Below are 13,939 nucleotides of genomic sequence, written 5' to 3'. Positions count from 1 at the left end.
ATGGACCGCAAATATGCACTTCACTTTTCTGAAAAGGGGATACCCATGATACTGCTCAATCCGAAAACCGAGACGTTCGCCCACCTGGATCCCCGATCCAGGGAAATCATGCAAAAAACCGTTGAATATTTCGAGTCCCGAGGCAAGGCAAAACTCAAATCGGACAGTCACGAACGGCTATGGTATGCTGATTTCATTAATTTTTTGAAGGAGAACCGGGTGTTCGCCACCCTGCTGACGCCGGCGGCCTATGCCGACGGCGACCCGGACACCCGCTGGGACACCTTGCGGATCTGTGATCTAAATGAAATCCTCGGATTCTACAACCTGTCCCACTGGTACACCTGGCAGGTGAGCATTCTGGGGCTGGGGCCCATCTGGATGAGCGGCAACGAGGCCATCAAGAAGAAAACCGCGACCCTGCTCAAAGAGGGCGGGATCTTTGCCTTCGGCTTGTCCGAGCGGGCCCACGGCGCGGACCTCTATTCATCGGAAATGGCCCTGACCCCGCTTGCGGAAGGCAAGTATGTGGCCGACGGCGGCAAATACTATATCGGCAACGCCAACAAGGCGGCGCTGGTTTCCACCTTCGGCAAAAATTCCGAAACCGATGAATATGTCTTTTTCGCGGTCAGCCCCGAGCATCCCAATTACGACTTGATCCAGAACGTGGTCAGTTGGGAGGGCTATGTGGCCGAATACGCGTTGAACGGCTATCCCATCACCGACGATGACCTTCTGTCAACGGGCCGGGATGCCTGGGATGCGGCCTTGAATACCGTCAACGTGGGCAAATTCAACCTCGGTTGGGGCGCCATCGGCATCGCCACCCATGCTTTTTACGAGGCCCTCAACCACGCCGCCCAGAGGAACCTGTATGGCAAATGGGTCACCGATTTTCCGCACATCAAACAGCTTTTCGTGGATGCCTATGCCCGCCTGGTGGCCATGAAACTGTTTTCGCAACGGGCGACGGACTATTTCCGCTGCGCCGGTGCGCAAGACCGGCGCTATCTGCTGTACAACCCAATGGTCAAGATGAAGGTCACCACCCAGGGAGAAGAAGTGATCAACCTGCTTTGGGACGTGATCGCGGCCCGGGGATTTGAAAAGGACATGTATTTCGAAATGGCCGTCAAGGATATCCGCTCCCTGCCCAAGCTGGAAGGCACGGTGCATGTCAACATGGCCCTGATCATCAAGTTCATGGCCAACTATTTTTTCAATCCGGGCACGTTTCCGGAGATTCCGAAACGCGACGACCCGGCGGACGATGCCTTTTTGTTCAACCAGGGCCCCACCAAGGGGCTGGGCCGAATCCAGTTTCACGACTACAACCTGGCCTACGACGGCGTGGATCTGCCCAATGTGTCGTTGTTCAAGGAACAGATCGGCACCTTGAAGGAATTTCTCGCCACCGCCACCCCCAGCGAGGCACAGGCGAAAAATATCGACTTTCTGCTCTCCCTGGGCGAGCTGTTCACCCTGGTGGCCTACGGCCAGCTTCTGCTGGAAAAGTATCGGATGGACAACCTGGATAATGATCTCGTTGAGCAGATCTTTGACTTCATGGTGCGGGACTTTTCAAAATTCGCCCTCCAGATCTATTCCAAGCCGGACAGCACCGACAAACAGATGGCGTTGTGCATGAAGATGATCAAGCGGCCCGTAGTGGATACCGAACGTTTCCAACGTATCTGGGAACAGCAGGTGTACGCGCTGAAGGATACGTATGCAATGAATCCGTAAACGACATCGAGGCGAAAATCCGAACGGGGATGTAGAACGGTTTTGATCCAGGCGAAAGCCATCGAGGAGACATATATGTGGACCTACGAGAAGCCGGACAATCTGGTTGAATGGTGGTTGGAAAGCGAGAAAAAGTTCGGCGCGAACGTCCTTTTCCGGGTCGGAAACAGCGCGGGTGCGCTTGACACGATGACCTACGGCGAAATCGGCACGCGCATCAAAAATGCCCGCGGCGGGCTTGCCAAGCTCGGTATCGAGAAAAACGATGCCGTCGGCATCATCTCTGCCAACAGGCCCGAATGGGTGGTTTTGGCGTTTGCAACCTACGGGCGCAATGCGCGATACATCCCCATGTACGAAAAAGAACTTGTGCAGACCTGGAAGTATATCATCAAAGACAGCCGGATCAAGTTCCTGCTGGTGTCCACACCTGAAGTATACGAAAAAGTCAAACACTTCAAAGACGAAATCGCGACGCTCGAAAATATCTACATCATTGAATCGGAGGGCCCCGAAAGCCTTGCGGCGCTTGAACAGCTGGGCATGCAGAACCCTGCCGAGCCGCTTATTCCACACCATGACGATATCGCGGTGCTGATTTACACCTCGGGTACGACCGGGGCGCCCAAGGGCGTCCTGCTGTCGCACGGAAACCTCACCTACTGCTCGCGCGGCGGGTATAAGATCTATCCCGAGCTGAACGAAACCCAGGTGGGGATTTCCATGTTGCCCTGGGCCCACTCGTATGCGCTCAGCGGAGAGCTCAACAACTGGATCCAGTTTGGCGGTTCGCTGGGATTCATGCGCGACGTGACCACGCTCGCGGAAGATTTGCAGCGCGTTCGCCCGACCTATATGATTTCCGTGCCCCGCGTTTTCAACAAGATTTATGATGGCATCCGGAGTAAGATGAACGATGCCGGCGGCGCAAAGAAAGCGCTTTTTGACGCGGCCTGCAGAAACGCGAAGAAAAAACGGGAGCTTGCCGCACAAGGCCGGTCAAGTTTGATAACGAACATAAAAACGGCGATTCTCGATAAGCTTGTATTTTCAAAAATCCGTGCCGCATTCGGCGGCCGGCTGACCGGCGCGCTCACCGCAAGCGCGGTAATGAACCGTGAAATCGGCGAGTTTTTCTTTGACATCGGCATCCCCATCTACGATTGTTATGGCCTCACCGAAACCTCGCCCGCGGTGACGATGAACTGCAGTGCCGCATGGCGCTTGGGCAGCGTCGGCAAAGTGCTCGAAGGGCAGAGGGTCGTGATTGACAAATCGGTTGTCGAGGGCGACCCGATCGACGGTGAAATCGTGGTGTACGGCCCCAATGTCATGCAAGGCTACCACAACATGCCGCAAGAGACCCAAAAAGTCATTATGCCGGATGGCGGTTTCCGCACCGGTGACCGCGGCCGTTTTGATGAAGACGGCTTTTTGTGGATCACCGGCCGCATAAAGGAACAGTACAAGCTCCAAAACGGAAAGTACGTGTTCCCCGCCGTAATAGAAGAAGAAATGAAGCTTATGCCCCATGTGACCAACGCCATGGTGTACGGAGACGGCAAAGCCTACAACGTGAGCCTTGTTTATCCCGACTACGAGGTGGCTGCACGCTGGGCCGCGGCAAATGGCGTTTCGGCACGGCCGGCGGACCTTGTCGCCAATGAAGCGTTCACCGCTATGATGGCGCGTGACATTACTGCGCACCTGAAAAAGACCTTCGGCGGCTACGAGGTGCCTAAAAAGTTCATTTTCCTCGAAAATGACTTTTCGGTGGAAAACAACATGCTCACGCAGACACTCAAGCTCAAACGTGGCGTGGTGATCGAAAATTACCAGGCAGCGATCAACCAACTGTATGGGCAACCGGAAGGCGCTTGAAGATCGTGATCACTTGGGGGCCGGATCCGATAACGGTTGATATCACACACGTCTGTGTGGTGTCCTCATGGGGTTATGGCGGACTTTGACAAAAACGATATGGATACTTTTTGCAGGGCACCCTTTTTCAAGGGGCTTGCCAGGCAGACCGTAGAGCGCCTTTTTGCCGTGGGCGATTGCGCAACCTTTGCAAAAGACACCCTCATCTCTTCGATCGGAGACAATTTCGGCACTGTTTTATTCGTTATTTCAGGTCTTTTGCGCGTAAGTGTCTGCTCTGCCAGCGGACGGCGGATCACCTTCCTGTTGGTCAAAGAGGCAGAACCTTACAACCTGCTGGGGCCCTATTTAAACCGCTCCCGATTCCTTGAGGCCCAGGCACTTGAGAAAACCCGCTGCCTGAAAATCCGCGACCGCGACTATCTCAAGTTCGTGGAACAGCACCCTGCAATCGTCCACAACATCCTCCAATGGATCGGCAAAAGCCTTGATAGTGCCAACTCCCGCCTGCTCGACCTGATGGAAAAAAAGGTGGAAACCCGAATTCTGAGGGTTTTGAGCACACTGCACCAGAAATTCGGCTCTCCCCTGTTGTTTACCAGCCAGGAAATATCGGAAATAGCGGGCACCACCCCGGAATCCACCCTCAGAACCATGGGCCTGCTGCGGGAAATGGGCATCCTTTCCACGCAGCGCGGCAAGATTTGGATCCATGATCCTCCGGCCCTCAAAGATACGGAGTTCGGTGCCATCAAGATTTGACCCCACCATAGAAACAACCGCCCTAATTCCCCCCTGCCGTCCATTTTCCGCGGGCTTTTCAAATTCGATTCCGAATAAAATTGTAAGAAAAATGGTTCGTACATGACGGCCGTCATGGAACGGTTTTTCAAAACCCTGTTTTATGGACAACAGATCAAAGCCAGATTTGAACATTCCCGAGAGGGAAAAGCGTCACCGGAAGCAACCCAACGCGAACCGTGCCGCGGGCACAAACACAGCCGCAAAATACAAACAGGGGGGAGACCAATGATTCAGGAAATCGACACACAAACCTATGATCAACTCGACAAATCCGGCCCCATGCTGGTGGAATTCTATTCGAAGACCTGCGGGCCCTGCAAAATGCTGGCGTTTGTTTTGCGCGACATCGACAAAACGCTGCCGGATTTCAAGATGTACACCATCGATTACGATGAAAACCAGGAATTGAAGGAGCGCTTGGGCGTCAAGGGGTTCCCCACCATCCTGTTGATGAAGGACGGCCGGGAGATGGATCGCCTCGCCGGGCTAAAGCAAAAACCGGTCATTAAAAAAGCCATCGAGGACATTTTATAATTTCATTCCAAGGAGGATCCCATGTCCCAGAAAGTCAAATACACCAGCTCCGAACATCTGATCACCCGCCAGGCAAACGCCGAAAAAGAGTTCCTGGCCCAATTCGAAGAAAACAAATACACCATCGACAACCCCTTCGTGGTCCAAAACCCTTATCTGATCAATCCATTGTGCGCCTTGATCCTGTTCCACACGCCCCGGGAAACCGCACCCACCGTCACCGTTTGCGGCAAACGCTTTGAAAGGGAAGACCTGAGGCACACCTTTGCCGCCGACACTTTCCACAAACTGCCGGTCTTGGGGTTGTATGAAGATTTTGCCAACAGGGTGATCATCTCCCTGCCCGACGGCACCGAGAAGGAAATCGTCATCCAGACCGCAAAGCTGCCGCAGGATGTCTGCCGTTGCCTGAATATCATGACCTCGGCCGATTATATGCAGGACAACTTCATGTTTCTGACGCCGGCGGGCAAGAATCTGCCCACGGCGTATGACTACAAAGGGGATATACGGTGGCTTCTGACCGAAAACACCATGTTCGACATCAAACGGGCGGCCAACGGCAACCTGCTCACCGGATCCAGCCGGTTCTGCAGAATGCCGTACAACTCCACCGGCCTGGTCGAACTGGACATGCTGGGCAAGATCTACAAGGAATACCGGCTGCCCGGCAATTACCACCACGATCAATTCGAAATGGAGGACGGCAATTTGCTGGTGCTCACCCAGGATTTTCACAGGGAAACCGTGGAAGACATGTGTGTGCTGATCGACCGCAATACCGGCGAAATTCTCAAGCAGTGGGATTACACCACCTTCTTGCCCCAGGATGTGGCCGGATCGGGCTCACAGGACGCCCACGACTGGTTTCACAACAATTCGGTCTGGTACGACAAGGCGACCCACAGCCTGACCTTTTCCGGACGCCACCAGGACGCCATTGTCAATATCGATTTCGATTCCGGCAAGCTGAACTGGATCATCGGTGATCCGGAAGGATGGCCGCAGGATATGGTGCAAAAATATTTCTTCACGCCGGTGGGGGATGTGGCCAACTTCGACTGGCAGTATGAGCAGCATGCGGCGCTGATATGCCCCAACGGCGATGTGATGTGCTTTGACAACGGGCAGTATCGCGCCAAGAAAAAAGAAAACTACATCAAAAACCGTGACAACTTCTCGAGGGGGGTCCGATACCGCATCGATACGGAAAAAATGGAAATCGAACAGGTCTGGCAGTACGGCAAGGAACGAGGCCAGGAATTTTTCTCACCTTATATCTGCAATGTGGAGTTTTATGAAGAGGGCCACTACATGGTTCACTCCGGCGGTATCGGCTTCAAGGACGGATATGCCGCCGATATGCTGGGGCCGTTCCTGGATGCCAAGGACCCGGCCGTTGCGCTTCGATCCGTAACCGTCGAGGAGAAAGACGGCACCGTTCTCTATGAGCTGGAAACCGAGGGCAATTTTTACCGCGCCGAGAAACTGTCCATCTACCATCATGGCGAAAATCTCTGCTTTGGTCCCGGCAAGCTCTTGGGCCGCCTGGATGTGACCCCCGAGTTCGATACGGTTCCCGACGCCGAGCCCGTGGATGCCCAGCCCGATGCATGGCACAACATCGTCATTGAAGAAGACGAAGACCGCATGGTGTTCCACGGTCGGTTCGAACGGGGTACCCTTGCCATGATTTGCCTCGAGAACGACAAGGAGAGTCACCATTATTTTCTCAACACCTCGGCCTCCTGGCACCTGGCCATGTGCTCCGGCGCCTTTCTGGAAGACGATGACCGGGATATCAAAATGAACATCAGCAAGGAAGGCCTCAAAGGAAAGTTTGCCGTCAAGATCATCATCAACGACAAGAAATTCGATACCGGCGTCAGCTTTTTCTGCCCATGACCGCTTGTGAAATCCGTCCGATCTCGTTTGCAGGCATCAGAACAAAAGAAGGGGGACGAAGAGAATGACACAATGCGACCCGACAAAGGACAATACCGGTTTTTCAGAAACCAATGAATACGACCTGGTCATCATCGGCGCCGGTCCCGCGGGCATGACGGCGGCCATTTATGCCATCCGGGCCAACCTGCGCCTGCTGCTGCTGGACAAACTGGCACCGGGGGGCCAGGTGATCAACACCCTGGAAGTTCAGAACTATCCCGGTACCGGAACCATCAACGGCGCCGAGCTTGCCATTCAGATGTTCGAGCAGACACAGCAACTGGGCGTTCCCTTTGAATACGCAACGGTGACACAGGTCCGCGAAAAAGGCGGCCTGAAAGAAGTGGTCTGCCGGGAAGGCCCGACATATAAGGCCAAGGCGGTGATCATCGCCACCGGCACTAATCCCCGGCGGCTCGGCGTACCCGGCGAGGACCGGTTCGCCGGCGAAAGCATCAGTTGGTGCGCCATCTGCGACGGCGCCCAGTATCGGTGCAAAAAGGTGGTCGTGATCGGCGGTGGCAACTCGGCCGTGGAGGAATCCCTCTACCTGGCGAGCATCGCCGACCACCTGACCGTGTTGACCCTTTTCGACCTGACCGCCGATCCAAGGGCCTGCGACAAATTAAGGGCCTTGCCCAATGTGACCATCCATGAATTTCAGGAGATTCTTGAATTCATCGGCAGCGATCACCTGGAGGCCGTGCGGGCCCGTTCCACGAAAACCGGCGCGGAGGTCGTCGTGGAAACCGAGGGGGTTTTTGAATACATCGGTCTGGAGCCCGAAGCCGGGGCCTTCGCCAACCTGGGCATCCTGAATGTGCACGGATACATTGAAGCGGATGCCTGGATGGCCACCAGGGCGGAGGGTGTTTTCGGAGCCGGCGACATCAACAGCAAGAACCTGCGGCAGATCGTTACGGCATGCAACGATGGCGCGCTGGCCGCCCAGGCAGCCGCGCGCTATATTGAATCGCTCAAATAGCGACCCCGGGGAACTAACACTCGGGCAAGGAGAAAATTATGCGCAACTCCGCCGTCAGTACCCGGAAAACGATCATGTGGGCGGTAACCTTGTTTTTACCGCTTCTCATCATGACCATTCCTTTGACCGGATCCTTTACCCAGGAAATGAAATGTTTCTTCGCCGTCACCCTGTTTGTGATTTTTCTCTGGGCCTTTGAGCTGATGCCTTTCGTCATACCGGCCATTCTGCTCCCGGTGCTCTATCTGGTCACCGGCATCGCAACGCCGGCAGCCGCCTTTGCACCCTGGGGGCACTACATCCCCTGGATGCTGCTGGCAGGCATGATCCTGACCCACATTTTCGACGATGCCGGCCTGCTGCGCCGCATCAGCTACTGGGCCATTCTCAAAACCGGGGGAAGCTTCAGCGGTCTTCTCTACGGGCTTATGATCTCCGGGATCATCATCGCCCTGATTCTACCCGATATCGCTTCCAGGGCCGTGCTTTTCGTGGCCATCTCCTTCGGCATATGCAAGGCCCTCAAGCTTCCGCCTTTATCCAAACGCGCCTCGGCCGTGATGCTGGCCGGAATTATGTCCGCGCTGACACCGTCCTACATTTATTACACCTCCGCCGCCCAGACACTGATCGCCTGGGAGGCCGCCAAAGCGGCGGGCTTTTCCATTTCCTGGCTGCAATATCTGCTGTACAACGGTTTTCCCACCCTGGTGTGGTGTTTTGTGACGATTCTGATGATTCAACTGATGTTCGGCGGCGCGCAGAAGGAGAACTACAAGGTGTACTTCGAGGAAGAATACCGTAAAATGGGCGGGCTGAATGCCAAGGAAAAGAAACTGGCGGTCCTTTCCCTTGCCCTTTCCCTTTTCGTGATTTTGGAATCCTATCACGGGATAGCCGTGGGGTGGGGTTTTGTGGCGGCGGTTTTTATCTGCTATCTGCCCGGTATCAACCTCGGCACCGAGCACTCCTACAAGGACGCCAATTACGCCCTGGTGATTTTCGTGGCGTCCTGTATGGCCATTGGTGCCGTGTCCAATCAACTGGGCGCCGGCATTTTCATCGCCGAAATACTGCAGCCTTATATCAGCGGCGGATTGGTGCACACGGTGGCCGCATCCTGGCTGATGGCGGTGATCCTCAATTTTGTAATGACCCCCCTTGCCGCGGTGGCCTGTCTTTCAGGGCCCCTTGCCGGCATCGTGAGCGCCAATCCGGAAGCGGCCATCGTGCCGGTCATGTATGCCTGGAACCAAGGATTGGAGCAGATCATTCTGCCCTATGAATACGCGCTGATACTGCTGGCCTTCGGGTACGGATACATCTCCCTGAAACATTTCATCGGCTATTTCAGTGTGCGCATGGTGGCCAACATCGTGTTCATCCTGGTGTTTTGCATCCCCTTTTGGTTGCTCGTCGGTGCTGTCTAGCAGCTATAGGCCGGTTCATTGGTGTGGCCGGGGGCCTGATGGGGGCGCCGTGTTCGATGCGCAGGTTCGGCCTGTCGGCGTGGCACGGGGTGGCAAACAGGGCGATCAACGGGCGGTGTCGAAGGATACGGCTGCAGGGATGGCACACCGGCCGGTTCACCCAGCGCCATCAGGCGTGATGGCGGCTCTCACCGCCCGGCAGAAGCGATCCAGCACGGCGGTGGGAAAGCGTCGTCCGGCAGGGGTGAGATCACGAAACATGCGTGCGCGCAAGCCCCGGTTGATCTCCATTTGGACCCCCATGCCCCGGCCGCAGAGGTTGCAGATGTTTTCGCGGTCGATGCCTTCCAAACGTCGTCCCGTCGCTATAACGGCTTGAAACCCGGCCGCCCGCAGCGACTGCAGGATGCGATCCCGCAGTCGCACATCCAATCCGCCAAGGGTGACCATCGGGGCCGCGCCGGCCGACCCATGGATGGAGACGACGGTCTCGGCGGCGCAGATGATCTCCATGGCCGAAGGTTCGTCGAAGTTGGCGCTGGTGATGTGCAGGGCGAAGTTGCCGGCCGGCTTGATGCCCTCGAAGGTGTAGAAGGTGTGATCCGGCCCGGCGATGGCGTCGGCGATGCCGGTGGTGCCGGGCTCGATGTCCCCGCCGTGAATGCTCAGGATGGCGACGCCCGAACCGCCGCGGCGCAGCCGGATACGATAGTCGATCCCCCGGCGCGCGTTGAGCATGAGGTTATCGAAGTTTGCATAGCGGTCCATCGCACATCATACGGAGCCGCGGGGCAGGGTGTCAATCCGGCTGATTTTCGGCTTTTGACCAAAGATCGTTGCATTCAGCGGCTTTGATTGCAATAATAAAGCAACGGATGCGGATCATTGCCGTTGCCCTCCCTGATTGCTTCCTGCTGTCGATTCGCCGTATCCTCGATTCGATTTGGCTGCGCTGGGCACCTCTTTTCCTCAATGGAAAAACACCCGCAACGAGAGGATGCAAAATGAACGTGCTGCTGATCAATCCCGCTTATCCGAACACCTTCTGGAGCTTCAAGTATGCGCTGCAGTTCATCGGCAAGAAGGCGGCCTATCCACCCTTGGGCCTGCTCACGGTGGCGGCCATGCTGCCGCGAGGTTTCCGCAAACGGCTGGTGGATATCAATGTGACCGACCTCACGGCCGCCGATCTGGATTGGGCGGACATGGTGTTCATCGGGGCGATGGCCGTACAGCGGGTGTCGGCGCGGCAGGTGATCCGGCGCTGCCGCGCCCACGGCGTGAAGGTGGTCGCGGGTGGGCCGCTGTTCACGGCCGAGCCGGAGGCCTTTGCGGATGTGGACCACCTGGTCCTCGACGAGGCCGAACTCACCCTGGCACCTTTTCTGGCCGACCTGGCCCAGGGAAACACCCGAAAGATTTACCGGTCATCCGGTTTCTGCGATTTGGGCCGGACACCCGTGCCCGACTGGGGGCTGGTTTCCATGAAACGCTATGCTTCCATGAGCATCCAGTTTTCCAGGGGTTGCCCGTTCAATTGCGATTTTTGCAATGTGACCGCCCTGTTCGGCCATCGGGTGCGCATGAAGTCGCCCCGGCAGGTGGTGGCCGAGTTGGACAGCTTGTACCGGGCCGGCTGGCGCGGCAACATTTTCTTTGTGGACGACAATTTCATCGGCAACCGGGGCTACCTCAAGGAAAAATTGCTGCCGGCGCTGATCGACTGGCGCAAGGGCAAGCGGGGCTGCGTCTTTTTTACGGAGGCTTCCATCAATCTGGCCGACGATCCGGTGCTGATGGAAATGATGGTCCGGGCGGGCTTCGATTCGGTGTTCATCGGCATCGAGTCGCCCGACGCGCAGAGCCTGGCGGAATGCCGCAAAACACAGAACAGGGACAGAGACCTGCTGGAGAATGTGCGGCGGATTCAAAAGGCGGGCCTGCAGGTGTCGGGCGGTTTCATCGTCGGTTTCGATTGCGACACGCCGTCCATTTTCCAGCGTCACATCGATTTCATTCAGCAAAGCGGCATCGTCACCGCCATGGTGGGCCTGCTCCAGGCCCCGCCGGGGACCCGCCTGTTCGATCGTCTGCTGCGGGAGAACCGGGTGACGGGGCCGATTTCAGGGGACAACGTGGACGGCACCACCAACATCGTGCCCAAAATGGGGATGGCCCCCTTGATCGAAGGCTACCGATCGATCATGGCCCATATATATGCGCCCCGCCACTATTACCAGCGGGTGCGGACCCTGCTCAAAGCGTTCGGCGCGCCCCGGGTCAGGACCCCCCTGGATCTTCAGCGCTGCCTGGCGTTCGGGCGATCCTGTTTGCGTCTGGGGGTGCTGGGAAAGGAGCGGCTGCACTACTGGTATCTGCTGCTCTGGACATTGCTGCGCAAACCCCGGCAGTTGCCTTTGGCGGTGACCCTCACCATCTACGGGCACCATTTCAGGAGAATTTGCGAGATGAACATTCTCGACGCCGGCCGTCGGCCTTGAGGGCGGCTACTTTTTTTTCGCGGGCGCCGCTTTTTTCTTTTTCGGGGCCTTGGCTTTCTTCAGCTTCTCGGCTTGCTGTTGCTTGATGGTTTTTTCGTGGGCCATTCTTTCGATGATGCGCTTTTGCAGGTTGACGGTGGTTGTGATCTCCGTCCCGTTGCCCCAGCGAATGACCATGTCGTCCCTGTGAATCGAAACGACCTCAAAGGGGCCTTTCATGTTTTTGTAGACCCCTCCCACTTCGAATTTGAGTTCATCCGTCATTGTCTCTCATTTCCAGAAGCGCTGGCTTCATAAAAAGACAGGGGGCCAATCCGGCAATGCGGATGCCCCCCTGTCGGGCAGATTAGGCTAAAGTGACATTTGTGGCGGAAGGGCCTTTTTGTCCTTGCTCGATTTCAAAGGTGACCTTGTCGCCTTCTTTGAGGCTTTTGAAGCCTGATGCATTGATCGCCGAGTGATGGACAAAAACGTCGGGTCCGCTCTCTTGCTCGATGAAGCCGAACCCTTTTTTGTCGTTGAACCATTTGACTGTTCCGTTGGGCATGTGGATATCCTCCTTTCTTGTGGGATGTTCAAAATTTTTTACTGGAGGATGGTGCCGCGGATAATGGTTTTGTCCTTCAGCGAAAAATCGCTCCACCCGGCGGGTGGCGCTTAATTGATTTTCCATGATCCGACATTCGGGCGGCGAAAGCAAGCGAATTCGATGGCGCAACGAATCCGGACCGGTCTTTTGGCGTGCAACGCGCCCCTGAACAGGGCGCTGTCTCCGCACCAGGGGGTGGGGAATCCAATCCGCCGGCAATCACACAGGCCGGCGCGCGCCAGGGCAAAAAACCGGCCGCCACATGCATGTGCGCGGCGGCCGGTGGATTGTTGAGTGTGCGTTCAGGGGTCAGCTATTGGATCGGTTGCAGCTGCACCCGTCGGTTCTGCGCGCGGCCTTGCGCGGTGGCATTGTCGGCGATGGGTTTTTCTTCACCATAACCCTTGGCGGTCACCCGCGAGGCGGCAATGCCGTTCTGGACGAAGTGGTTTTTCACCGCATCCGCCCGCCGTTCCGAAAGTTGCTGGTTGTAGGCGGCGGCGCCTACACTGTCGGTATGGCCCTGCACTTCGATGCGCAAGGTGGGGTTCTGTTGCAGCACGGTTACGGCTTCATTCAATACCGACATCATGTTCGGCTTGATCTCCGCCTTGTTGGTGTCGAAGTTCAGGTCGGCCAGGACCCAGCAGCCTTGCGCATTGACCCGTGCACCCTTGGGGGTGCCGGGACAGCGGTCCAGGCGGTCGGGCACGCCGTCGCCGTCCGAATCGGGATCGGCCGCGGGAGCCGGGGCCGGGGCCGGGGGAGGCGGCGGCACATAATCGGCGACGAAGACCCGCTTGACAAAGTCGGCCATCCGGTCCGGACCGGCTAATTCGTCGGCGGTGGTGGCAAAGCCGCAGGCCGCGGCGCCCGCCAAACGCTGCATCAATGCGGCGCCGGACGGGTTGTTGCCCACCAGGACGGTGTAAACGCAGAGGCGGTCGCCCAGTTCCTGCTTCAAACCGTCAATCACCGCCACCGGCCGGGGGTCGATACCGATGCCGTCGCTGATGATGATCAGCGCCGTTTTGCCCGACAGGGGCTTGATGTCTTCGGCCGCGGCTTGCAGGGCCTGCAACATAAGCGTGTTGCCGCCGGGCATGGTCTGCTTGTTCATCGCCTCGGTCAGTGCTGCCCGCTCATAGGCGGTCATGCCCCATGCCAGCACGGTGGGTTGCCGGGCGACGCTCAGGTCGTGGCCCAGGGTGCGCAGACCGGCGGTCATGTCCATGGGGGGCAGGGTGTTGTTCATGCGGTAGACAACGGCTTTGGCCGTGTCGAATTTGACGTGGGTGCCGTCGCTGTCCTCCATGGAGGCGGAGGAGTCCAGCACCACCAGGAAATTGTCCACCTTGGGCTTGACTCGGTCTGCCTGGTATTCGCGGGCCAGGTCCCGTACGGTCATGTCCGGTGGCACTGTGGTGGCACAGGCCATCGCCAGCAGGGACAACAGCGCGGCCGCCGCGAAAAACAACGATTTTCTTTGCATGGATGCTCCTTTCGTTTCCGGGTTTAA

General features: G+C 57.0%; 11 protein-coding genes and 1 pseudogene. 8 read left to right on the top strand and 4 right to left on the bottom strand.

Features of this window, described 5'->3' with window-relative positions; genetic code table 11:
- Positions 1-45: 45 nt before the first annotated feature.
- The 7 genes and pseudogenes from MRX98_RS01805 to MRX98_RS01775 all read left to right on the top strand — a co-directional run bounded on the left by MRX98_RS01805 (position 46) and on the right by MRX98_RS01775 (position 9,330).
- The gene (locus MRX98_RS01805; RefSeq protein WP_246902492.1) at positions 46-1,749 is read left to right on the top strand and encodes an acyl-CoA dehydrogenase family protein; all 1,704 of its coding nucleotides are present in this window, start codon (positions 46-48) and stop codon (positions 1,747-1,749) included.
- Between the two features lie 75 nt (positions 1,750-1,824).
- A pseudogene (locus tag MRX98_RS01800) lies at positions 1,825-3,036 on the top strand (AMP-binding protein); the annotation flags it as partial.
- Between the two features lie 669 nt (positions 3,037-3,705).
- On the top strand, positions 3,706-4,392 hold the full coding sequence (locus MRX98_RS01795) for a Crp/Fnr family transcriptional regulator (RefSeq protein WP_246902488.1): 687 nt from the start codon (positions 3,706-3,708) through the stop codon (positions 4,390-4,392).
- A gap of 267 nt (positions 4,393-4,659) precedes the next feature.
- The gene (locus MRX98_RS01790) at positions 4,660-4,968 is read left to right on the top strand and encodes a thioredoxin family protein (protein WP_246902486.1); all 309 of its coding nucleotides are present in this window, start codon (positions 4,660-4,662) and stop codon (positions 4,966-4,968) included.
- A gap of 21 nt (positions 4,969-4,989) precedes the next feature.
- Positions 4,990-6,873 carry an aryl-sulfate sulfotransferase gene (locus tag MRX98_RS01785; protein ID WP_246902484.1) on the top strand — a complete coding sequence of 628 codons (1,884 nt, stop codon included), beginning with the start codon at positions 4,990-4,992 and terminating at the stop codon, positions 6,871-6,873.
- Between the two features lie 64 nt (positions 6,874-6,937).
- Entirely contained in the window at positions 6,938-7,900 is a 963-nt protein-coding gene (locus MRX98_RS01780; protein WP_246902482.1) for an NAD(P)/FAD-dependent oxidoreductase, read from the top strand.
- 38 nt (positions 7,901-7,938) lie between these two features.
- A complete protein-coding gene (locus MRX98_RS01775; RefSeq protein WP_246902480.1) occupies positions 7,939-9,330 on the top strand; it encodes an SLC13 family permease in 1,392 nt (463 codons plus the stop codon).
- A 156-nt stretch (positions 9,331-9,486) separates the two neighbouring features.
- Here MRX98_RS01775 and MRX98_RS01770 read toward each other — a convergent pair whose 3' ends face one another.
- The gene (locus tag MRX98_RS01770; RefSeq protein ID WP_246902478.1) at positions 9,487-10,098 is read right to left on the bottom strand and encodes a poly-gamma-glutamate hydrolase family protein; all 612 of its coding nucleotides are present in this window, start codon (positions 10,096-10,098) and stop codon (positions 9,487-9,489) included.
- Between the two features lie 236 nt (positions 10,099-10,334).
- Between MRX98_RS01770 and MRX98_RS01765 the strand changes: the two genes are divergently transcribed.
- Positions 10,335-11,831, top strand: a complete 1,497-nt coding sequence (locus tag MRX98_RS01765) for a B12-binding domain-containing radical SAM protein (RefSeq protein ID WP_246902476.1) — start codon at positions 10,335-10,337, stop codon at positions 11,829-11,831.
- Positions 11,832-11,837: 6 nt separating this feature from the next.
- Here the strand turns inward: MRX98_RS01765 and MRX98_RS01760 are convergent, their stop codons facing one another.
- The 3 genes from MRX98_RS01760 to MRX98_RS01750 form a co-directional block, all read right to left on the bottom strand.
- The gene (locus tag MRX98_RS01760; RefSeq protein WP_246902474.1) at positions 11,838-12,095 is read right to left on the bottom strand and encodes a hypothetical protein; all 258 of its coding nucleotides are present in this window, start codon (positions 12,093-12,095) and stop codon (positions 11,838-11,840) included.
- 82 nt (positions 12,096-12,177) lie between these two features.
- On the bottom strand, positions 12,178-12,378 hold the full coding sequence (locus MRX98_RS01755) for a cold-shock protein (protein ID WP_246902546.1): 201 nt from the start codon (positions 12,376-12,378) through the stop codon (positions 12,178-12,180).
- A 355-nt stretch (positions 12,379-12,733) separates the two neighbouring features.
- The gene (locus MRX98_RS01750; protein ID WP_246902472.1) at positions 12,734-13,912 is read right to left on the bottom strand and encodes an OmpA family protein; all 1,179 of its coding nucleotides are present in this window, start codon (positions 13,910-13,912) and stop codon (positions 12,734-12,736) included.
- Positions 13,913-13,939: the final 27 nt, after the last annotated feature.

The organism is Desulfatitalea alkaliphila, from assembly GCF_022968795.1.
In the GTDB taxonomy this organism is placed as follows: domain Bacteria; phylum Desulfobacterota; class Desulfobacteria; order Desulfobacterales; family Desulfosarcinaceae; genus Desulfatitalea; species Desulfatitalea alkaliphila.
Note: the sequence above shows the minus strand (reverse complement) of the source record. Positions and strands in the feature narration are given on the sequence as shown.